The organism is Mucilaginibacter sp. PPCGB 2223, from assembly GCF_001705515.1.
Taxonomy (GTDB): domain Bacteria; phylum Bacteroidota; class Bacteroidia; order Sphingobacteriales; family Sphingobacteriaceae; genus Mucilaginibacter.
This window is the reverse complement of the sequence record NZ_MDJS01000003.1, coordinates 1-20,185: the sequence shown is the minus strand read 5'-3', so window position 1 is coordinate 20,185 and position 20,185 is coordinate 1. Positions and strand designations below refer to the sequence as shown.

The 20,185-nt window shown below is 45.0% G+C and carries 19 protein-coding genes; 12 read left to right on the top strand and 7 right to left on the bottom strand.

Annotated elements, in window-relative coordinates:
- Window positions 1-78 precede the first annotated feature (78 nt).
- Window positions 79-1,047, bottom strand: coding sequence for a transposase (locus tag BEL04_RS14810; RefSeq protein ID WP_066005364.1), 969 nt, complete (start codon window positions 1,045-1,047; stop codon window positions 79-81).
- Between the two features lie 518 nt (window positions 1,048-1,565).
- On the opposite strand from BEL04_RS14810, the gene hemH reads away from it, so the two are divergent.
- Complete coding sequence (gene hemH / locus BEL04_RS14805) at window positions 1,566-2,585, top strand: ferrochelatase (protein ID WP_066005361.1); 1,020 nt, start codon at window positions 1,566-1,568, stop codon at window positions 2,583-2,585.
- A 26-nt stretch (window positions 2,586-2,611) separates the two neighbouring features.
- On the opposite strand, the gene BEL04_RS14800 is transcribed toward hemH, so the two are convergent.
- Both BEL04_RS14800 and BEL04_RS14795 read right to left on the bottom strand, forming a co-directional pair.
- Window positions 2,612-3,595 (bottom strand): hypothetical protein, encoded by a 984-nt coding sequence (locus BEL04_RS14800; protein WP_066005359.1) that lies wholly within the window; start codon window positions 3,593-3,595, stop codon window positions 2,612-2,614.
- 69 nt (window positions 3,596-3,664) lie between these two features.
- A complete protein-coding gene (locus BEL04_RS14795) occupies window positions 3,665-4,876 on the bottom strand; it encodes a 3-deoxy-D-manno-octulosonic acid transferase (RefSeq protein WP_066005357.1) in 1,212 nt (403 codons plus the stop codon).
- A gap of 71 nt (window positions 4,877-4,947) precedes the next feature.
- On the opposite strand from BEL04_RS14795, the gene BEL04_RS14790 reads away from it, so the two are divergent.
- From BEL04_RS14790 to BEL04_RS14770, 5 genes are read left to right on the top strand one after another with little or no spacing between them, the layout of a single operon-like run.
- Window positions 4,948-6,264 carry a UDP-glucose/GDP-mannose dehydrogenase family protein gene (locus BEL04_RS14790; protein WP_066005356.1) on the top strand — a complete coding sequence of 439 codons (1,317 nt, stop codon included), beginning with the start codon at window positions 4,948-4,950 and terminating at the stop codon, window positions 6,262-6,264.
- A complete protein-coding gene (locus tag BEL04_RS14785; RefSeq protein ID WP_066005352.1) occupies window positions 6,264-7,247 on the top strand; it encodes a UDP-glucuronic acid decarboxylase family protein in 984 nt (327 codons plus the stop codon). The genes BEL04_RS14790 and BEL04_RS14785 overlap by 1 nt, the downstream gene beginning before the upstream one ends.
- A gap of 3 nt (window positions 7,248-7,250) precedes the next feature.
- On the top strand, window positions 7,251-8,276 hold the full coding sequence (galE, locus tag BEL04_RS14780) for a UDP-glucose 4-epimerase GalE (protein WP_066005349.1): 1,026 nt from the start codon (window positions 7,251-7,253) through the stop codon (window positions 8,274-8,276).
- 11 nt (window positions 8,277-8,287) lie between these two features.
- Window positions 8,288-9,340, top strand: coding sequence for a dTDP-glucose 4,6-dehydratase (gene rfbB / locus BEL04_RS14775; RefSeq protein ID WP_066005346.1), 1,053 nt, complete (start codon window positions 8,288-8,290; stop codon window positions 9,338-9,340).
- 1 nt (window position 9,341) lies between these two features.
- Complete coding sequence (locus BEL04_RS14770) at window positions 9,342-10,079, top strand: tyrosine-protein phosphatase (protein ID WP_066005342.1); 738 nt, start codon at window positions 9,342-9,344, stop codon at window positions 10,077-10,079.
- A gap of 2 nt (window positions 10,080-10,081) precedes the next feature.
- On the opposite strand, the gene BEL04_RS14765 is transcribed toward BEL04_RS14770, so the two are convergent.
- Both BEL04_RS14765 and BEL04_RS14760 read right to left on the bottom strand, forming a co-directional pair.
- On the bottom strand, window positions 10,082-11,323 hold the full coding sequence (locus tag BEL04_RS14765; protein ID WP_066005339.1) for an ABC transporter permease: 1,242 nt from the start codon (window positions 11,321-11,323) through the stop codon (window positions 10,082-10,084).
- 130 nt (window positions 11,324-11,453) lie between these two features.
- On the bottom strand, window positions 11,454-11,807 hold the full coding sequence (locus tag BEL04_RS14760) for an iron-sulfur cluster assembly accessory protein (RefSeq protein ID WP_066005336.1): 354 nt from the start codon (window positions 11,805-11,807) through the stop codon (window positions 11,454-11,456).
- Between the two features lie 92 nt (window positions 11,808-11,899).
- Here BEL04_RS14760 and BEL04_RS14755 point away from each other — a divergent pair, with 92 nt between their 5' ends.
- The 3 genes from BEL04_RS14755 to dnaA all read left to right on the top strand — a co-directional run bounded on the left by BEL04_RS14755 (window position 11,900) and on the right by dnaA (window position 15,913).
- Window positions 11,900-12,427, top strand: coding sequence for a hypothetical protein (locus BEL04_RS14755; protein ID WP_066006230.1), 528 nt, complete (start codon window positions 11,900-11,902; stop codon window positions 12,425-12,427).
- 10 nt (window positions 12,428-12,437) lie between these two features.
- Complete coding sequence (locus tag BEL04_RS14750) at window positions 12,438-13,988, top strand: methylmalonyl-CoA mutase (protein ID WP_066005334.1); 1,551 nt, start codon at window positions 12,438-12,440, stop codon at window positions 13,986-13,988.
- 497 nt (window positions 13,989-14,485) lie between these two features.
- Window positions 14,486-15,913, top strand: coding sequence for a chromosomal replication initiator protein DnaA (gene dnaA, locus BEL04_RS14745; protein WP_066005331.1), 1,428 nt, complete (start codon window positions 14,486-14,488; stop codon window positions 15,911-15,913).
- 75 nt (window positions 15,914-15,988) lie between these two features.
- On the opposite strand, the gene BEL04_RS14740 is transcribed toward dnaA, so the two are convergent.
- On the bottom strand, window positions 15,989-16,516 hold the full coding sequence (locus tag BEL04_RS14740; protein ID WP_083227950.1) for a Uma2 family endonuclease: 528 nt from the start codon (window positions 16,514-16,516) through the stop codon (window positions 15,989-15,991).
- A gap of 46 nt (window positions 16,517-16,562) precedes the next feature.
- Window positions 16,563-17,114 carry an NUDIX hydrolase gene (locus BEL04_RS14735; RefSeq protein ID WP_066006228.1) on the bottom strand — a complete coding sequence of 184 codons (552 nt, stop codon included), beginning with the start codon at window positions 17,112-17,114 and terminating at the stop codon, window positions 16,563-16,565.
- 97 nt (window positions 17,115-17,211) lie between these two features.
- On the opposite strand from BEL04_RS14735, the gene BEL04_RS14730 reads away from it, so the two are divergent.
- The 3 genes from BEL04_RS14730 to BEL04_RS14720 are packed head-to-tail and all read left to right on the top strand — an operon-like array spanning window position 17,212 to window position 19,602.
- The gene (locus tag BEL04_RS14730) at window positions 17,212-18,762 is read left to right on the top strand and encodes an NAD(P)/FAD-dependent oxidoreductase (protein ID WP_066005329.1); all 1,551 of its coding nucleotides are present in this window, start codon (window positions 17,212-17,214) and stop codon (window positions 18,760-18,762) included.
- Complete coding sequence (locus tag BEL04_RS14725) at window positions 18,759-19,247, top strand: DinB family protein (protein WP_066005327.1); 489 nt, start codon at window positions 18,759-18,761, stop codon at window positions 19,245-19,247. Before BEL04_RS14730 ends, BEL04_RS14725 begins: the two co-directional genes overlap by 4 nt.
- The gene (locus tag BEL04_RS14720; protein ID WP_066005324.1) at window positions 19,237-19,602 is read left to right on the top strand and encodes a CoA-binding protein; all 366 of its coding nucleotides are present in this window, start codon (window positions 19,237-19,239) and stop codon (window positions 19,600-19,602) included. Before BEL04_RS14725 ends, BEL04_RS14720 begins: the two co-directional genes overlap by 11 nt.
- Window positions 19,603-20,185 lie beyond the last annotated feature (583 nt).

Below are 20,185 nucleotides of genomic sequence, written 5' to 3'. Positions count from 1 at the left end.
TCCCGGAAGCCGGAAAAGTCAGGAAGTCCGAAAGTTTGGACGAGTGTGAAGGAGGCGTTAGGGATTTCTATGGCATAATCAAGAAAAAGTGTAGTTTTTTTCAAAAGGACTGTTTCTTTTAATGACAGCTAAAGCCAGTGCAAGCAGTTTGTTTCGAATAGCATTGATAACGGACATTTTATGTTTACCCTCGCCGACCTTTCTTTTGAAATAATCTTTAAAAGCACTGATGGAACGAATAGCGTTCCATGCTGAAAGGTTTAGCAATACCTTGAGCTTCATATCTCCCATTTTAGAGACTTTGGTTCTGCCTTTAACAGAGCTTCCCGAACTATAAGGAAATGGAGCAAGACCGGCATAACAGCTTAGCTTTCTGCTCTCGGTTAACCTGGTAAAGCCATTGGTAACGGCGATCAATGCCAGCGCTGTTTGTTTACCGATGCCTGGTACTGTTTTTAGTAATTTGTATTGATGGCAGGCATCTTCATTTTGTTCAAGTTGCTGTTCCATCTTTAGTTCAATAGCTTCAATGGCTTGTTTCAGGGCCAGTAAAGGCTTTTTGAACAAAGGATCGTTCTTGTTCTCCTGAACAAGTTGTGAATGTGCTTTGACCAGCCGGTTCCTTTTTACCTGAAGCTCCTTGATGTCCAGAATGGTTTGATCGGCAGGTTTCCAAAAGACTGCTTTATCAGCAAACCGGAGTGCATATTTGGCAATGCGAACTGCGTCCCACTGGTCTGTCTTACCTCTGACCAGTCCCTGGCTTCTCTTGATCTGGAGAGGTAGTTCTACCCAAACTTCCGCACCGGCAACTGCAGCTACAGCAAGAAAAGCGTTGCCATATTTACCGGTATGTTCCATGCAGAAAAGATGTTGGGTTATTTCGGTTTTCAAGAGCTTTTTAAGTTCTCTGAGAAAGATTCGGATATCTTTTGCGTTATTATTGATCTTGGCCTGATAAACGATACCATCGGTAGCGCTTAGAACTGCAATATCCAGCCATAGTTTAGACACATCGATACCTGTAAAAAAAGAAAACTGCTTCATAATGTTTAATTTTGAGTTGTTAGAGAGTATCGCAGTTATGCTTATCGCTTATATCCATGATAATAGGCCCTGATGCCTGAATTTCTATTAAAGCCCTGAGCATAGCAGAGTCAGAGGACCGAATCCCTAATTAGGTCTCTACACCTACGATAGAACATGGTTCACCTCTGGCTTGCGATATCTTTCAAATCTAAAACAAACCTAATGGATAGAAGTGGATACCGGCCGTGCCCGGGGTTTAGGGCGGGCCGTGGCTAATGCCTGCGCAGTATAAACGGATAGCCCGGCCCGCAGGGAACGCCCAAATCTTCTGTAATTAACAATTATATTAAAACCAAGCTCACCAACTCATTCATCTGATACTATATACGCTTTAAAGTCAATTACCACAATCACTCTCACTAACACATTACAAAACCAATAAAATACCAAACCGTCAATCTATTTAACACCCAACTGACATTTTAATTACCAATACATTGCCTGCAACATTATCTTTGCACTCCGAATTAACAAACATGAGCAAAAAAGGAGTTTTACTAATCAACCTGGGTACGCCCGACAGCCCGTCGACAGCCGACGTGCGTAAGTATCTCAACGAGTTTTTGATGGACCCACGCGTGATTGACGTAAACCCCGTTTTGCGTACTTTTCTGGTTAAGGGGCTTATTGTTCCGTTCCGCAGCCCCAAATCGGCGAAGCTGTACCGCGAGATATGGAGCGATAAAACCGGTTCGCCTTTGATGCATTACAGCATTTTACAGCGCGATTTGCTGCGTGAAAGCCTTGGCGACGGCTATCAGGTAGAGCTGGCGATGCGTTACCAGAGCCCCTCTATTCAGTCGGTTTTAGACAAATTTAAAGAAGCGCTTGTCGACGATATCCTGGTTATCCCGTTGTTTCCGCAATATGCTTCGGCAAGTACCGGGTCGGTTTACGATAAAGTGATGGAGGTGATCGGTACCTGGCCAACAAAACCCAATATTTCGTTCATCAACTCGTTTCACGACGACGACCTGATGATCGCTACGTTTGCCGATAATGCCCGCAAGTACAAGCCCGAAACGTACGACCATATTTTATTCAGTTTTCACGGTTTGCCGCAAAGGCAGCTCATCAAAGCCGATCATACCCACAGCCATTGCCTTAAAGCGGCCGGTTGCTGCGATACGTTAACGGATGTCAACAAAAACTGCTACTCGGCCCAATCGCACCATACGGCTAAACTCATCGCTGCCGAGCTGGGTATCCCTAAGGAAAAATACACTATTTGCTTTCAGTCGCGGCTGGGCAGCGACCCATGGGTGCAGCCTTATACCAGCGAGGTAGTAGCTAAACTGGCTGCCGAAGGTAAAAAACGTGTCCTGGTATTTTGCCCTGCCTTTGTTGCCGATTGCCTCGAAACGGTGTACGAAGTGACGGTTGAATATCACGAGGAATTTAAAGCCGGTGGCGGCGAGCACATGCAACTGGTCGAAAGTTTGAATGATTCGCCTACGTTTATCAAATCGCTAAAGCGGATGGTGGTAGGGGCATAGCTGTTAAAATATTTAAGTTATAATAACTAAACGAGTGTTTCTATATCTATAGGAATGTATTGCTGATTACAATAATCTACGAAATCGGTATCATTTAGGAAATATCTATCACAAAACTCGTCTAATTCTTTCTCGGTCGATTTGTAATATCGCTCTTCTGCAGTAAGAAGTTTCTCAATCTGCTCAATGAATTTTTCAAAATCCTTATTTATTTGACACAATTTATCAATGGTCGCAAAATCTAAATCTCGATACCTTGGTTGATATAAAACCGTGCTTTTATAAGGATTGGCTCTAAGTTGAATTACACCTATTCCAAATGATTGGTTTAAACGTTCAATCTCGCTCATTAAGCTACTCCCAAACTCGAACGCGACCAAATACCCATAATTAGCCCAACTGGAGTTCGAGACAGCTTGGAAAAATGCTTTTTTTAAATCACCATCATTATTAATCTCTTTTTTTATTTCATAGGAGCTTATTTTCAACGCATCAAGTCGGTTAATTGACTTGATAAATGTTTGACTTGCTTTGGATTGTAAATTTAATAGTCGAACCCCAACCATATCTGGATGAGTCCAAATTTGATTATTGTCTTTACCAAAAGTTGATTGCTCATGAAAAATTGTTTTTGAATAAGTACCTGCATTTTTTAAATAGCTACTTAAAAGCTTATGTAAGCTTCTTTCGTCATATGTTTTAGTTTTTTCCGAATTTTTAGCTATCCGTATAGAAGGTTCGGCTACTCCATTCAGAACATCAGCACTCAGGTTTGATTCATTTTTTGTAAGGTAGTAAGAGTACGTCCCTCCGGGTTGTTTTATTCGCTTCACTCGTGTATCGCCGTTTCTTATGTAGTCGCCGAGGAGAGCCGACACAGTTTGAGCAGGTGTTTTTGCTGTGCCAAAGTCATAGTACTTTTCTTCTAGTATTTTGTTTAGAACGGCTAAATGATTTGTTACGTCGTTAATATCTTCTAAGCTTTTTAAAACGGCTTCTTTGAGGGTCATGATTTCGACTGATTATAATTCATAAATATAGTTTTTTTGTATATCTCAAATAAAGATCACACAAAATAACTAATCTATCTCTTCCAAAAACTTCCCCGTTGCCCCGGTATTAGCTTTTACATAAGCTTTAATCTTTATCCCAACCTCGTCGCGATAAGCCTTATCGGATATTAATATATCAGCAATTTCCTGCAGCTCTTCTGCATTCACAACCGAAAAACCCAGTTGCTGTTCAACAATATCACGCGCTTCTTTAAATTTTTGATAACGGGGCCCGAAGATCACCGGCAACCCGAAAGCTGCAGCTTCGAGCGTATTATGAATACCCGCCCCAAAACCGCCGCCGATAAAGGCAATATCACCGTATTGATACAGCGAAGACAACATCCCAATGTTATCTATGATCAGAACCTGACAGTTGCTGAGTGTGGTTGTTTCGTTTATTTCTGAAAAACGGACGACTTTACCCTGCGGGATGAGTTTTAATAATGCCTGTATCTTAACTTCGGTAATCTCGTGTGGTGCAAAAATGAACTTCCAATCCGGATACTTCGGAATAAGCGATGTGATCAGTTCTTCATCCTGCGGCCAGGTGCTGCCGCCAATAAAAACAGGTTTCCCGGCTTTAAACTTTTCGATGGTTTCAATCCGTTTCGGCGATTGGGAATTTTCCCAAACACGGTCAAACCGGGTATCGCCAGTAACGGTGATATTGGTGATATTAAGCGTCTGCAGTAAGTTTTGAGATTCCTTATCCTGCACAAAAAAGTGCGTTACAAAGCCTAACATCCGTCGGTGCAGGCCGCCGTACCATTTAAAAAACACCTGCCCCGGCCGGAATATCCCCGAAATAACATACAGCGGTATCTGCCTTTTATTCAACTCGTTAAAGTAATGGTACCAATATTCGTATTTGGTAAAAACAGCAAGGGTTGGGTTGATGTTATCGATAAAATGCCGGGCATTTTTTGCCGTATCTAAGGGCAGGTAGTAAATATAATCGGCTAAAGGTGTATTTTTACGCACCTCGTACCCCGACGGGGAGAAGAATGTTATTACAATTTTTTGATCAGGATGCAGCTGGCGCATTTTTTCGAGCACCGGCCTGCCCTGTTCAAACTCGCCCAGCGAGGCGAAATGAAACCAAAAGGACGATTCGCAGCGTATGAGGCTAACGCCGCTGCGCCCTTTTATCCATTTTTTTGCTTTTTTGTTAAAAAATGAAGATATTAATATTAAAATTAAATAAATTCGTAGGAATAAATTGTAAATTAATAACATTATAGGATTTGAATTATTATCTTCGTCAGTCCGAAGGTAAATGAAAATTAAATTAAACCGAACATCAAAATATGAAAATAGCTGTAGTTGGTACAGGGTACGTAGGTTTGGTAACAGGCACATGTTTGGCCGAAACCGGAAACCAGGTAATTTGCGTTGATATTAACGCCGAAAAAGTAAAAATGATGCAGGATGGCAAGATGCCCATCTACGAGCCAGGATTGGATATCCTGTTCCTCCGTAACATTGCGCAAAACAGGTTGCATTTTACCACCAGCCTTGCCGAGGCTATTGAAGAAGCCAAGATCATCTTTTTAGCGCTGCCAACTCCTCCCGGCGGAGATGGCGCTGCCGATTTGAGCTATGTACTGGGCGCAGCTAAAGACATTGGTAAACTGATCAAAGATTACAAGGTTATCGTAACCAAATCAACTGTACCGGTAGGCACTGCCGATAAAGTAAGAGCCGCCTTAGGCGCCGAAACAACGGTTGAGTTTGACGTAGTATCGAACCCTGAGTTTTTACGCGAAGGTGTTGCGGTTGAAGATTTTATGAAGCCCGACCGTGTGGTAGTTGGTACCAAAAGCGAGCGTGCACAGAAACTGATGGGCGAACTTTACGGCCCGTACGTACGCCAGGGCAACCCGATCATTTTTATGGACGAGCGTTCGTCTGAATTAACAAAATATGCCGCCAACTCATTCCTGGCAACAAAAATCACCTTTATGAACGAGGTGGCCAATCTTTGCGAACTGGTTGGAGCCGATGTCGATATGGTGCGCCGCGGTATAGGCTCAGACGAGCGTATCGGCCGCCGCTTCCTGTTCCCGGGTGTAGGTTATGGCGGCAGCTGTTTCCCGAAAGATGTACAGGCCCTGGTAAAATCGGCCGACGAAGCTAAATACGATTTCAAGATATTAAACTCGGTTATCGATGTTAACGAAACCCAGAAAAAGGTCCTTTTCAAAAAGGTTAAAAAATATTTCGGCGGTAGTTTAAAAGGCAAAAAATTTGCTCTTTGGGGATTGGCATTTAAGCCTGAAACCGACGACATCCGCGAGGCTCCGGCTTTATATATTATCGACGAATTATTGAAAGCCGGCGCCTCGGTTACCGCTTTCGACCCCGAAGCGATGAACAACGTACGCAACTTGCTGGGCTCGAAAATCAGCTACGCTGCCGATGCTTACAGCGCGCTGCATGGTGCCGATGCACTCCTGATCGTTACCGAATGGTCGCTGTTCCGCACGCCGGATTTTGATCAGGTTGCTGGTTTATTAAAAAACAAAGTTATTTTTGACGGACGTAACCTGTACGATCTGCAAAAAATGGCAGAATGCGGGTTCTATTACAACAGTATCGGACGTAAAATAGTTGAAAACAAATAATGGCTGAAAGAAAACGTATACTTATCACCGGCGCTGCCGGCTTTTTAGGATCGCACCTGTGCGACAGGTTTATTAAAGAAGATTTCCAAGTTATCGGCATGGATAACCTGATAACCGGCGACTTGCGTAACATCGAACACCTGTTTAAACTCGAAAATTTTGAGTTCTACAATCACGATGTTTCCAAATTTGTGCACGTGGCAGGCGATCTGCATTACATACTGCACTTCGCATCACCGGCCAGCCCCATCGATTATTTAAAGATACCTATCCAAACTTTGAAAGTAGGTTCGCTCGGTACCCATAACCTGTTAGGTTTGGCACGTGCCAAAGGCGCCCGCATGCTGATTGCTTCGACATCCGAAGTATATGGCGACCCTAACGTCAACCCGCAACCCGAAGAATACTGGGGCAACGTTAACCCCGTTGGGCCACGTGGTGTGTACGATGAAGCTAAACGTTTCCAGGAAGCCATCACGATGGCCTACCACACCTTTCATGGTTTGGAAACCCGTATTGTACGTATATTCAACACATATGGACCGCGCATGCGCCTGAATGATGGCCGTGTATTGCCTGCATTCATCGGCCAGGCTCTACGCGGCGAACCGCTTACCGTTTTTGGCGATGGTTCGCAAACACGTTCGTTCTGCTACGTTGACGATTTGATTGAAGGCATCTATCGTTTGCTGTTCAGTGATTATGTACAGCCAATGAATATCGGTAACCCCGATGAGATCACCATCCGTGAGTTTGGTGAAGAGATCATTAAACTGACCGGTACCGACCAGGAACTGGTTTGTAAAGACCTGCCGGTAGATGATCCGAAACAACGCCGCCCGGATATTACCAAGGCCAAAGCCATTTTAGGCTGGGAGCCCAAGGTATCACGTGCCGAGGGGTTAAAGATCACTTACGAATACTTCAAATCGTTACCGGACAAAGAAATTCACCATAAGGATTTCACTAACTACAACAAATAAAACATGGCAAAAATATTGGTTACCGGCGGTTTAGGGTACATCGGCTCGCATACAGTAGTGGAGTTGGTTAACGCCGGTTATGAGCCTGTTATCGTCGACAACCTGTCGAACTCGGATATCAAGATACAGGATCAGATCGCTAAGATCATCGGTTATAAACCCAAATTTTACCAGGTAGACTTGTGTAGTGAACTGGCGGTTAAAGAGCTGGCTGCAGCCGAACCCGATATTTCGGGAGTAATACACTTTGCAGCTTATAAAGCGGTTGGCGAATCGGTAGCCAATCCCTTAAAATACTATCATAACAATTTCTATTCGCTGGTAAACCTGCTGGAGACTTATTACGATAAGCCTGTAAACTTTGTTTTCTCATCAAGTTGTACGGTTTACGGCCAGCCGGAGCATTTGCCGGTAACCGAGGACGCGCCCGTACAACCCGCGCAATCGCCTTATGGTAATACCAAACAGGTGGCCGAAGAAATATTGCAGGACACCGTTCATTCGGGTAGTAAATGCAAGGTTATTTCCTTACGATACTTTAACCCGGTTGGGGCCCACGATTCGGCTTTAATTGGAGAGTTGCCCATCGGCGTACCGCAAAACCTGGTGCCTTTCATCACACAAAGCGCTATTGGCAAACGTGGCCCGATCACTGTCTTCGGCAACGATTACAATACGCCCGACGGTAGCTGTATCCGCGACTATATCCACGTAGTTGATCTGGCCAAAGCACACGTGGCTGCTTTGAAACTGATGGCGACCGAAGGTTATGCCATTGGATATGATATGTTTAACTTAGGTACCGGTAACGGTAACTCGGTGCTCGAGGTAATACATGCCTTTGAAGAAGCTACCGGCGAAAAATTAAACTATAAAATCGGCCCGCGTCGCCCCGGCGATGTGGAGCAGGTTTGGGGCGATGTCACCAAATCGACCAAAGTACTGGGCTGGACGGCAGAATTAGGCATTGCCGATATGATGCTTTCGGCCTGGAACTGGGAAAAATACCTGGCTGAAAAGCCTTTCTAAAAAACGTTTTTATGAAGAAGATCATCATCACAGGAGGGGCAGGTTTTATTGGCTCGCACGTGGTACGCAGGTTTGTAACAACCTATCCCGGGTATCAGATCGTTAACCTCGATAAACTCACTTACGCTGGTAACCTGGAAAACCTGCGCGACATTGAACATAACTCTAACTATAAATTTGTTAAAGGCGATATTGTCGACGCAGCTTTTATCGATGAGCTCTTCAAAAACGAAAAACCCGATGCTGTTATTCATTTGGCTGCCGAATCGCATGTGGACAGATCGATCACCAACCCTTTGGAGTTTGTGATGACCAATGTGATCGGCACGGTAAACCTGTTGAACGCCGCCAAAAAATACTGGGCAGGTAATTACGAAAACACCCGTTTTTACCATGTATCAACCGATGAGGTATACGGTACTCTGGGCGAAACCGGCATGTTTACCGAAGAAACCGCTTACGACCCGCATTCGCCCTATTCGGCATCAAAAGCAAGTTCTGACCATTTTGTGCGCGCTTACCAGGATACCTATGGCTTGAACGCCGTCATCTCCAACTGCTCGAATAACTATGGCTCATACCATTTTCCCGAAAAACTGATACCGCTTTCTATTCATAACATCAAGCAATCAAAACCTATCCCGGTTTACGGTAAAGGCGAAAACGTGCGCGACTGGTTGTGGGTTGAAGACCATGCCCGCGCTATCGATGTGATCTTTCATAAAGCCAAATCGGGTACAACGTACAACATTGGCGGCCATAACGAGTGGAAGAATATCGACCTGATCCGTTTGCTGTGTAGTATCCTGGATAAAAAACTCGGTCGCCCCGAAGGCGAATCTGCCAAACTGATTACCTTCGTTACCGACAGGGCAGGGCACGATTTGCGTTATGCGATCGATGCCACAAAGCTGAAAGAAGAGTTAGGGTGGACACCAAGCATCACTTTTGAACAGGGCCTCGAAAAAACCGTCGACTGGTACCTGGCTAACCAGGAATGGCTGGATCACGTAACATCGGGCCAGTATCAGCAATACTACGAAGGCCAATACACCAACCGCTAATATGTTCGGGCTCTTTAAAAAACGGAGAGACGAACAGCCAAAACTAAATTTTGAAGCTATCGCGGTCGACATGCATTCGCATGTGCTGCCGGGTATTGACGATGGCGCGCAAAATCCGCAGGAGTCTATCGAGCTGATTAAAACCATGATGTCGGCAGGTATCAAAAAAATCATCGCCACGCCGCACGTGATGAATGATTATTACCGCAACACGCCCGAAAGTATTAAAAGTGCTTTAGCCGTTTTAAAAGCCGAACTGGCCGAACAGCAGATCGATATCCCGGTAGAAGCTTCGGCCGAGTACTTTTTCGATGAAGTTTTTATGGAGCTGGTTGAGAAGAACGAACTGTTGCCCATGGGGAAGAACTACATCCTGTTCGAGTTTTCGTTCGTTAGCCCGCCGCCGGTATTTATCCCGACCATCATTAAATTAAAAGATATGGGCTATATACCGATCTTGGCTCATCCCGAAAGGTACCCTTATTATACGCTCGACCAATATAAAAACCTCAAACAGTGGGGCTGTATGCTGCAGTTGAACACCATATCGCTAACCGGTTATTATGGCCGCGAGACAAAACTATGTGCCGAAGAATTGGTTGATAACCAACTGGTTGATTTTATTTCGAGCGATATGCATGCCACCCGCCATGCCGACGCATTTGTGCGGTCGCTGGAAATGCCTTATGTACAAAGGCTGTTAGCCGGCGGCTACCTTTGTAATAAGGCATTGCTTTAAGCTTATTCGTACCTGAGCGCTTCAACCGGGTCGAGTTTTGAAGCCTTGCTGGCCGGGTAAAAGCCCGATCCCAGGCCAATTATCGTACACAGCACAACGGCCATAAACAACCATGCCCAGGGCACTACGAAAGTACCGCTGATCTGTACAGCTATCAGGTTGCCGATACCCATACCCAATACAATACCGCCCGCACCGCCGATAAAACAGATCACGATCGATTCGATGAGGAATTGCTTGCGGATCACTGCCGGGGTTGCGCCGATAGCTTTCCGGATACCGATTTCACGCGTGCGCTCGGTAACCGATACCAGCATAATATTCATTAAACCAATAGATGCGCCGATCAGGGTGATAAGCCCCACAACAATGCCCGCTGCCGTTACACCGGCCAAATTACCTGCCAGTTCCTGCTGTATAGAGTCGCTACGGGTTATTTCGAAGTTGTTTTCGCGGTTGATGGGCAGGCGGCGTACATTACGGAAAAGCGATGTAGCTTCGCCAATGGTTTCGTCGAGCGCAGCCGGTTCGCTTACCATAATACCGATCGTAAAAGAAGGGTTGGGATTGGTGGATATCTGCTTGGCCTTAAATACAGGGATAATGCAGATCTTATCGCCGGGGCCGCCCACGCTCGAGCCTTTTGAGGCTAAAGTGCCGATTACTTTAAACTTACTGGCGCCGATGGTTAACTCCTTATCAAGCGGGTTTTCGCCTTTAAATAACTTGTTTTTTATTTCATCACCTATAATTACCACGTTAGCGCCGTATTCCAGTTCGGCGTGCGAAAAACTGCGCCCCGAAGCCAGCTTATAACCACCTGTCGCCAAATAATTTTCATCACCTCCGAATATGGTGAGATTCGGATTGGTTTTTTTATCCCCGTACTTTGCCGTGCCCTGGTAGGATGCGACCGTATTGACCGAGATAAGCGCAGGTAATTTAAAGGCTTGTTTAAAGTGGTCGGCTTCTTCGTATCTGATGGATTGAAATACTTTACGGCGGCCACCGCCGCCAATACGGATGCCGCCACCCCGGTTACGTATAGTAAACGAGTTGGCACCCATGCTCGAAAAAGCATCATTGGTGTACTGCTTGATGCCTTCGATAGCAGTTAAAATACCTACCAAAGCCATAATGCCTATAGCGATGATCAATGCGGTGAGCGATGTGCGTAACCTGTTGCCACCAATAGATTGCAGGGCAACCGCAACATTCTCTTTATAATTCATCTGTACAGACATGGGCCGGGTAGTTTTAGTATTTTAGACTATCGGACAGGTGTGTTTGTTACATCGTTGGCTACTAAAAGTTAAACGCATAAAAAAAGCGCTCTGTGGACAACAAAACGCTTTATAAATATAGTAAATATCTTTATACCGAAAACGAACTGCCGCAGCCACAGGTGCTTGCCGCATTAGGATTGCTGAAAGTAAAACCGCGGGCATTTAATCCATCTTGAAAATCCACCTGCATACCGGCTAAATATAAACCGTGTGCTTTATGCATAAACACGCGGATGCCTTCGATGCTATATTCCTGGTCGCCATCTTTTTTCTGATCGAAACCTAAAACATAGTTCATTCCGGCACAACCGCCGCCTTCCACGCCAACACGCAGGCCAAAATCATCGCTTAATTCCTGCTGGTCCTTTAATTTATGTAGTTCTTTCACCGCCCCTTCGGTAAAGGAAACGGGTGCGGTAGCATTTTCAACAACAGTACTCATGTTATTTTTAATTTGATATACAAATATAAGGCAAAATGTACATTTTTGTTGCTCGCCGTAAGTTTAATGACACCGGCCTAACATTTATAGCTATGATATACCCTTTGTTGATGGATGTAATTAAATACACAGTTGCCGGGCTGTGTGTTGTGGCGCTTACTTATTATCTGATCAAGCCTCATCTCGACCGCGCCGAAAAATTCCAGCTGCTGGATCTGCGTAAAGCAGTTACTAACCAAACCCTGCCGCTAAAACTGCAGGCATACGAACGTGTTGTTTTGTTTATCGAACGTGTTAACCCGGCTAATATGCTCATCCGGCTTAATGCCAACGAATATTCGGCAAGCGAGCTGCACAGTATAGTGGTTGCCGAAATACGCAACGAATATCAGCATAACGTTACCCAGCAAATTTATGTTTCGCCATCAGCCTGGGCCGTGGTAAAACGTATTAAAGATGATACCACCAGCATTGTTACCAATGCGGTTAAGGGTTTGCCCGAAGATGCAAGCGGCCTCGACCTGAGCCGGACGATACTGACCCACCTGAGCACACTCGAGGAAAACCCATACGATATAGCTGCAGTGATGGTGAGGAGAGACCTGGACGATATATTATAACAACCAAAAAATGTCAGGAAAAAAGTATACCACATCATCGGGAATCGAAATTAAAGAGGTTTATACCTCGGTACCTTCGCCAATGAACGAATTGCCCGGCGAGTTTCCGTACACACGGGGTATACAGAAGGACATGTATCGTGGGCGCCCTTGGACGATGCGGCAATATGCAGGTTTCTCAACTGCCGAAGAATCGAACAAACGCTACCATTATTTATTGAGCCAGGGCACTATGGGCTTATCGGTAGCCTTCGATCTGCCTACGCAAATAGGTTATGATTCTGATCATGCACTTGCCGAAGGTGAGGTAGGGAAGGTTGGTGTAGCCATCGACTCGTTAAAAGACATAGAAATTTTATTCGATGGCATCGAGCTGGAAAAGGTAACCACCTCTATGACCATCAATGCCACCGCCCCGATACTGCTGGCCATGTACATTGCCTTGGCTAAAAAGCAGGGAGCTGATCTGAAGCTGATATCCGGAACCATCCAAAACGATATTTTAAAGGAATACGCTGCGCGCGGTACTTATATTTACCCGCCCCGCCAGTCGATGCGGCTGATTACCGATGTGTTTGAGTATTGCAGTAAAGAGCTTCCCAAATGGAACACCATATCCATATCAGGCTATCATATCCGCGAAGCAGGGTCGACAGCTGTACAGGAACTGGCCTTTACGCTGGCCAACGGCAAGGCCTATTTGAAAGCGGCAATGGACAAAGGTTTAGATATTAACGTCTTTGCCAAACGGCTGTCGTTCTTTTTTAACTGCCATAATAATTTTTTCGAAGAGATCTGTAAGTTCCGCGCTGCCCGGCGGATGTGGGCGCATATCACCAAAGAATTGGGCGCTACCGATGCAGGTGCGCAAAAACTGCGCTTCCATACCCAAACCGGTGGATCGACGCTGACGGCGCAACAGCCTATGAACAATATTGTACGCGTAGCCAACCAGGCAATGGCTGCGGTATTAGGCGGTACGCAATCGCTCCATACCAACGGTTATGATGAGGCTTTATCATTGCCTACCGAGGCCGCTGCAAAGATCGCTTTGCGTACCCAGCAGATTATCGCTTTTGAAAGCGGTGTTACCGCTACGGTCGACCCGCTGGCCGGTTCGTACTTTATCGAGTCGTTAACGGATGAACTGGAAGCCGCTGCACAGTTGTATATTGATCAGATAGATGCAATGGGCGGCTCAGTGAAAGCCATTGAGGAAGATTATATCCAGCAGGAAATTGCCAAATCTGCCTATCGGCACCAGTTGGAGATTGAGAGCGGCGAACAGGTTTTGGTAGGTGTAAACCAGTTTGTGCAGGAGCAGGAGCAATCTGTCGAGGTTTTCAGGGTAGATGATTCCATTCGCCTGCAGCAAACTGCCAAATTACAAAAATTGAAAGCCGAGCGCGACAACCAGGCGGTTGACCTGGCTTTACAACAGCTTAAAGAAGCAACCCGCAGCGAAGAAAATTTGATGCCGTATATTTTAAACGCTGTGGAAAACTATGCTACACTCGGCGAAATTGCCGATACCATGCGCCATGTTTTTGGCGAACATTAAGCCCTAATCGTTGTTGTTGATAACGTATCTTGCTAACACACAGTCAAGAGCAAAAAGTTGAAAAAAACTTATAAACTTTGGCTGCGATGTAATATTTTTGTTAGCTTTAATTTTTAAGGGAGCAATACAATTTGAAGGATAGTTTATCATAAAGAGAAGTGTTGATAAACTGTGGAGTGGGAGCCAATAATTAACTAACTTTTTGGGGATTTAAATTGTCTCAATTAGGGTATAGCCTGATAGCAAAAATAGGCATACAATAGTTGGGGATTGATAGGTACGCCCTTTTTAGTTTTGCGCTTATAATTAATTAATAATTACATTTTTAAGTGAGAAATAAACTAACAATGTGCCAGCGAGAATGTTAAAAAATTGAACGGCGAAAAGTGAAAATTTAATTTTTTTATCAGGTTATTTTTTCAATATTCGATGTTCTGAAACCGGTTAAGTGAAAGCTTGTGCTGGAGTTTGTAAATCAATAAATTATAATACTACTAATGGAAAAAACTTGTACAAATGTTTGGAATAGCTGCTTGCAGATCATCAAGGACAACATCCCGGCCCAAAGTTTTAAAACCTGGTTCGAGCCTATAAAAGCCTTGCGTCTTGAAGGAAGCGTGCTTACCATACAAGTGCCAAGTTTGTTCTTTTTCGAATGGCTCGAAGAGCATTACGTAGGTTTATTACGTAAAACCATCAAAAAGCAGTTGGGCGAAGACGGAAGGCTGGAATACAATATCGTTGTTGAGCAATCATCTTCGGCTAAGCCATATACCACCAATATGCCATCTAACGGAAATGGGGCCGAAGGTAAAAATCAATCAATGCCTGTCCCTATTTCTATCAACAAGGATATCAAGAACCCATTTGTAATACCGGGCCTGAAGAAACTGCAGGTTGACCCGCAACTCAACCGTAATTATACCTTCGATAGTTTTATCGAGGGCGATTGCAACCGTCTGGCCCGTTCGGCCGGTTATGCCGTGGCAGCTAAACCCGGGGGCACATCGTTTAACCCTTTAATGATCTATGGCGGGGTAGGTTTAGGTAAAACCCACCTGGCTCAGGCCATCGGCAACGAAATTAAACGCACCCTGCCCGATAAGCTGGTATTGTATGTATCGTGCGAAAAATTCACCCAGCAGTTTGTCGACGCTTTAAAGCATAATAACATTAACGACTTTGTGAATTTTTACCAGGCCATCGACGTGCTGATTATGGACGACGTGCACAACTTTGCCGGTAAAGAAAAAACACAGGATTTCTTTTTCCATATATTCAATCATCTGCATCAATCGGGCAAGCAACTGATCATTACCTCAGATAAGGCACCGAAGGATCTGGCGGGTTTGGAAGAGCGTTTATTATCACGTTTTAAATGGGGCCTTTCGGCCGATCTGCAGGTGCCGGACCTGGAAACCCGCATGGCCATCCTCAAAACCAAGATTTATCAGGACGGTATCGAACTGCCAAACGAGGTAGTTGAATACGTTGCCCACAATATCGACAATAACGTTCGTGAGCTGGAAGGTGCGATGGTGTCCTTATTGGCTCAATCAACGCTTAATCGTAAAGAAATCGACCTGAACCTGGCCAAGCAGATGCTGAAGAACTTCATCAAAAACTCTACTAAGGAGATTTCGATGGAGTATATCCAAAGCCTGGTTTGCGAATATTTTGAGGTTCCTATTGAGATGGTAAAATCGCAGACCCGCAAACGCGAAATTGTACAGGCCCGACAGATATCGATGTACCTTGCAAAAGCACACACCAAAAGCTCATTAAAATCGATAGGCAGTTTCTTCGGCGGCCGCGATCACTCCACCGTGATCTACGCCTGCCAGACTGTAGAAGACCTGATCGATACCGATAAGAAATTTAAAGGCTATGTTGCCGATATCCAGAAAAAATTAAAAATGTCGTAATTGACGTTACCGCTATAAACTAAAGGGCCCCTGTCTCATTCGAGGCAAGGGCCCTTTAGTTTTAATGAACCAGTCTTAAAAAGTAATTTGCAAATCCAGGATCTTTAAATCCAGCTTCGCCTTTTCAGATGGAACTTGTTCGTATTTGCCACTACTAATTAAATAATGCAATACTTCTTTTGTGTCAGGATTAATAATGATATACTCTGGAATAAGATTCCGTTGATATAACTCAAATTTTTTCGTCATGTCATAAGCCATATTTGAAGATAGTATCTCAATAATCATGTCCGGTGAGCCAATAATGCCCTTTTGTTGTATTAGATTCTGATGCAGGGCTTTAATGAAAATCAAATCCGGCTGAACCACGTCAAGCTCATTATCCAGGTAAACATCCAGCGGAGCTATAAAAACTTTCCCTGATTGATTATGAATAAGATGTTGCTTGATCTTATAAAAAATGTCACCAAGTGTATCCTGGTGGTTAGTGGTTGGCGATGGCGACATGTACAGTGTATTATCAATAACCTCGCAACGCGTTCCTTCCGGAAGCATATTGAATACTTCTATGGCTGTACGTGGTATATCGGTTATATGCTTCATAAACAAAAGCTAATTTAACTATAAAACGCTAAAATTGAAAATGTGTTTATTTCAACTCACCTAACTTCATCAACGCATAAAACAAATTAGTGCAATGCAGGGCCTGTGCAATTTTGTTTTCAGTCAGTAATTGCTTCACCTCGGCAATGGTGTACTGCTCAACAATAATGTCCTCGTGTTCATCCAAACTTTGTTCCTGTACCTTTTTACCACCTTTGGCCAGGTAGCAGTAGGTATGGTTATCACCAGTAGCCGGGTTGGCATAAACAATAGCTATCTGCTCAAAATCATCAAACAGGTAACCTGTCTCTTCAAGCAGCTCGCGTTTGATACCATCTTTAGGATCTTCGCCTTTTTCGATCACGCCCCCGGGCAGTTCGAGCGAAACGATTTGGGCTGCATGGCGGTATTGCCGAACTAATAAAACTTTGCCCTCTTCGGTTATCGCTACGGCATTACTCCAGTTGGGGTATTCCAACACATAATAAGGGTCTTTGATTCGTCCGTCGGGCATTTCGCAGCGGTCGCGGCGCAACGTGGCCCATGGGCCGGTATGTTCGTATGTCGAAGAGAGCGTTTTCCAGGTTAAATCTTTCATATACGGGTCAAATATAACCTTAATCGGTATTATCGGGTTTAAATCAGTGTAATCATTATTATCTTTGCTGTCATCCGGGATAAAAACCCGGCCCCGCATGATCAAAGAAATCGAAATTACCTGCCTGCCGCACGAGCATGAAGACGAAGCCGCTTTAAAGAGGATAACGTCATCAGCATTGAAAATCCCTTTAAATAAACTATCGGCAATCAGAGTCCTCAAGCGCTCTATCGATGCCCGCGGACGAAAAGTTATTTACCGCATGCAGCTGAGGGCGTTTATTGATGAACACCCTTCGCCCGATGTTTACCCGGTAAATTATCAAAACGTTGGCAATGCCAAACCGGTAATTATTATAGGTGCGGGTCCGGCCGGGTTGTTCGCAGCATTGCAATGCGTTCAGTCAGGCCTGAAACCGATAGTATTGGAGCGGGGCAAAGATGTTAAACGGCGCCGTCGCGATCTGGCCGATATCAATAAACAAGGTGTTGTTAACCCGGAGTCGAACTATTGCTTTGGCGAAGGCGGTGCAGGTACATATTCCGACGGAAAATTATACACCCGCTCAACCAAACGGGGCGATGTGAACGAGGTTTTGAAAACCTTTGTTGCCCATGGCGCTTCTGCAGATATATTAATCGATGCCCGGCCGCATATCGGTACCAATAAATTACCGCAAATTATTACCGCGATTGCCGATACCATCCGCAATGCCGGCGGCGAAATACACTTCGATACCAAAGTAACCGGGCTCGTCATCAACTTCGATAAAATAGAAGGTGTTAAAACGCAGGCAGGAGAACAGATTAAAGCTAAAGCGGTGATCCTGGCTACCGGGCACTCGGCACGCGATGTTTTCGAAATGCTTCACAGCAGCGGGGTATTAATAGAAGCTAAGCCATTTGCGTTAGGTGTACGTATCGAGCACCCGCAACAGATCATCGATCAGGCACAATATCACTGCGAAAACCGTGGTGAGTTTTTACCGCCATCGTATTATAGCTTGGTTGAACAGGTGGACGATCGTGGAGTGTTCTCGTTTTGCATGTGCCCGGGCGGCATCATCGCACCCTGCGCTACCGATCATAACGAGATCGTGGTGAATGGCTGGAGCCCATCTAAACGGAATAACCCTTTCGCCAATTCGGGCACGGTTGTACAGGTAAACCTGGAAGATGTTCCGGGCAAAGTGGGTGACCCCTTCAGGATGCTGAACTTTCAAACCCAGGTCGAACGGGTTGCCTTCGAAGCCGGCGGCGGTAAGCTCGTTGCTCCGGCACAACGTATGGTCGACTTTTTTGAGGGTCGCCTTTCGGCCGATCTGCCGGTTAACTCGTACCTGCCCGGCGCAAAAAGTGTAGAGTTAAAAGAAGTATTGCCCGGATGGATCAACGAACGCTTGCGCAAAGCTTTACCGGTATTTGGTAAAAAAATGAAAGGCTATTTTACCAACGAGGCTATTTTGGTGGGAGTAGAGTCGCGCACTTCATCGCCGGTTAAAGTACCGCGTGATAAAGAGACATTGCAACATCCGCAAATTACAGGGCTATTTCCATGCGGCGAAGGTGCCGGCTATGCAGGTGGCATAATTTCTGCTGCGATTGATGGGATTAACTGTGCTTCGGCTGCGTTTAAAATATTATCATGACCAATTCCGAACGATTATATAATCAATTAACTACCGCCTTGTACGGGCATGCCTGGTACGGCGAGCCAGTTTATCATATTATAGATGGCCTGTCTTTTGAATCAGCCTACGAAACATTGCCCGGCGCTTCGCACAGTATTGCAGCAATTTTGATGCACATGCTTTCGTGGACGCAGGAAGTCACCAGCCGGATGCAGGGCAACATAGCTGCCGAACCTGCGCCGGGCGATTGGCCGGATGTGGGGCAACCCGGCGAACAGGCGCTGCAGCAATTGGTGAGCGACTTTAAACTGGCCAATGTAGCGTTATTGCAATTGATCAACGACTACCCGGAAGATAAATGGTGCACACCTGTTAACGACCCGCGCAGAATATATTCAGGCTACGAAGCAAGTTATGAGGCACTGGTTGTTGGTTTGATTGAGCATCACATCTATCATGCCGGGCAAATTGTATTAATTAATAAACTGAGCAATGGCCAATAAAAAAACTTTAGTGCTGGGCGCTACGCCCGATGAAAGCCGTTATGCCAACCTTGCCTCAAACCGTCTGGCAGGCAGGGGACATACTATAGTTAATGTAGGGATAAAAAATGGCGAAGTTGCCGGCGTGCCTATCGAAAAGCCCGAAACCATACACCACGATATCGATACCGTGACGCTGTATGTAGGTCCCCAAAACCAACCCGCGTTATACGATTATATCTTTAAGACACATCCCAAACGCATCATTTTTAATCCCGGCACAGAAAATTTGGAATTAGAACGTATGGCAAATGAGCGCGGGATAGAAACTTTAGAGGCCTGCACCCTGGTGTTATTGTCTACCGGCCAGTATTGATTTTAGGAATTTTCTTCTCGGATGAGTGGCTCTCGCTTGCTCATGGGTAGACATTCCTACAGTTTAGATCGATCTTTCCTGCCGGTATTCCTTACGGGATATTCGTTGTGTCTGCCTATAAAACAACGAGTTACAACATCTATACAAAAAACTTTATTTTTTGTTTGGTGCGATAGGCGTTTTCTCTTTACATTTGCAGTCCCAAATCGAAAAAGGGAAGCGTTTTTTGAAATAAGCAAAGGCTAAAATCAGGTGAAAAAAATAAAAATATTTTCCTTGACAATAATTGAAAGATTATTACCTTTGCAGCCCCGATCAGAAGAAGCGAATTCTTTAAAAAGGGTTCCGAAAAATAAATAAAATTATTTTTGGAAGTAGCAAAAAGGTTCTTACCTTTGCAGTCCCAAAACGGAGAGAGGGAAAAAGCGGAGAGCAGGAAGCTTGAAGTTGGAGAGTGAGAAGATGGGAAAGGGGCCGGAAGGCTGAACAAAAAGGGAGATGCGAATCTCGCTTACCGACGGAGCGATTCCGGAGGGGACAAGACAAGATAATCAAGCCGAAAGGTAAGATATAAAGAGAAGCC

Excerpts from the sequence above, each read along its gene's own strand:
- BEL04_RS14790 (WP_066005356.1), top strand. The coding sequence starts at position 4,948 with ATGAAAATAGCTGTAGTTGGTACAGGGTACGTAGGTTTGGTAACAGGC.
- BEL04_RS14755 (WP_066006230.1), top strand. The coding sequence starts at position 11,900 with ATGATATACCCTTTGTTGATGGATGTAATTAAATACACAGTTGCCGGG.
- BEL04_RS14730 (WP_066005329.1), top strand. The coding sequence starts at position 17,212 with ATGATCAAAGAAATCGAAATTACCTGCCTGCCGCACGAGCATGAAGAC.
- rfbB (WP_066005346.1), top strand. The coding sequence starts at position 8,288 with ATGAAGAAGATCATCATCACAGGAGGGGCAGGTTTTATTGGCTCGCAC.
- BEL04_RS14765 (WP_066005339.1), bottom strand. The coding sequence starts at position 11,323 with ATGTCTGTACAGATGAATTATAAAGAGAATGTTGCGGTTGCCCTGCAA.
- BEL04_RS14795 (WP_066005357.1), bottom strand. The coding sequence starts at position 4,876 with ATGTTATTAATTTACAATTTATTCCTACGAATTTATTTAATTTTAATA.
- hemH (WP_066005361.1), top strand. The coding sequence starts at position 1,566 with ATGAGCAAAAAAGGAGTTTTACTAATCAACCTGGGTACGCCCGACAGC.
- BEL04_RS14770 (WP_066005342.1), top strand. The coding sequence starts at position 9,342 with ATGTTCGGGCTCTTTAAAAAACGGAGAGACGAACAGCCAAAACTAAAT.
- BEL04_RS14735 (WP_066006228.1), bottom strand. The coding sequence starts at position 17,114 with ATGAAAGATTTAACCTGGAAAACGCTCTCTTCGACATACGAACATACC.
- BEL04_RS14740 (WP_083227950.1), bottom strand. The coding sequence starts at position 16,516 with ATGAAGCATATAACCGATATACCACGTACAGCCATAGAAGTATTCAAT.
- BEL04_RS14725 (WP_066005327.1), top strand. The coding sequence starts at position 18,759 with ATGACCAATTCCGAACGATTATATAATCAATTAACTACCGCCTTGTAC.
- dnaA (WP_066005331.1), top strand. The coding sequence starts at position 14,486 with ATGGAAAAAACTTGTACAAATGTTTGGAATAGCTGCTTGCAGATCATC.
- BEL04_RS14760 (WP_066005336.1), bottom strand. The coding sequence starts at position 11,807 with ATGAGTACTGTTGTTGAAAATGCTACCGCACCCGTTTCCTTTACCGAA.
- BEL04_RS14720 (WP_066005324.1), top strand. The coding sequence starts at position 19,237 with ATGGCCAATAAAAAAACTTTAGTGCTGGGCGCTACGCCCGATGAAAGC.
- BEL04_RS14785 (WP_066005352.1), top strand. The coding sequence starts at position 6,264 with ATGGCTGAAAGAAAACGTATACTTATCACCGGCGCTGCCGGCTTTTTA.
- galE (WP_066005349.1), top strand. The coding sequence starts at position 7,251 with ATGGCAAAAATATTGGTTACCGGCGGTTTAGGGTACATCGGCTCGCAT.
- BEL04_RS14800 (WP_066005359.1), bottom strand. The coding sequence starts at position 3,595 with ATGACCCTCAAAGAAGCCGTTTTAAAAAGCTTAGAAGATATTAACGAC.
- BEL04_RS14810 (WP_066005364.1), bottom strand. The coding sequence starts at position 1,047 with ATGAAGCAGTTTTCTTTTTTTACAGGTATCGATGTGTCTAAACTATGG.
- BEL04_RS14750 (WP_066005334.1), top strand. The coding sequence starts at position 12,438 with ATGTCAGGAAAAAAGTATACCACATCATCGGGAATCGAAATTAAAGAG.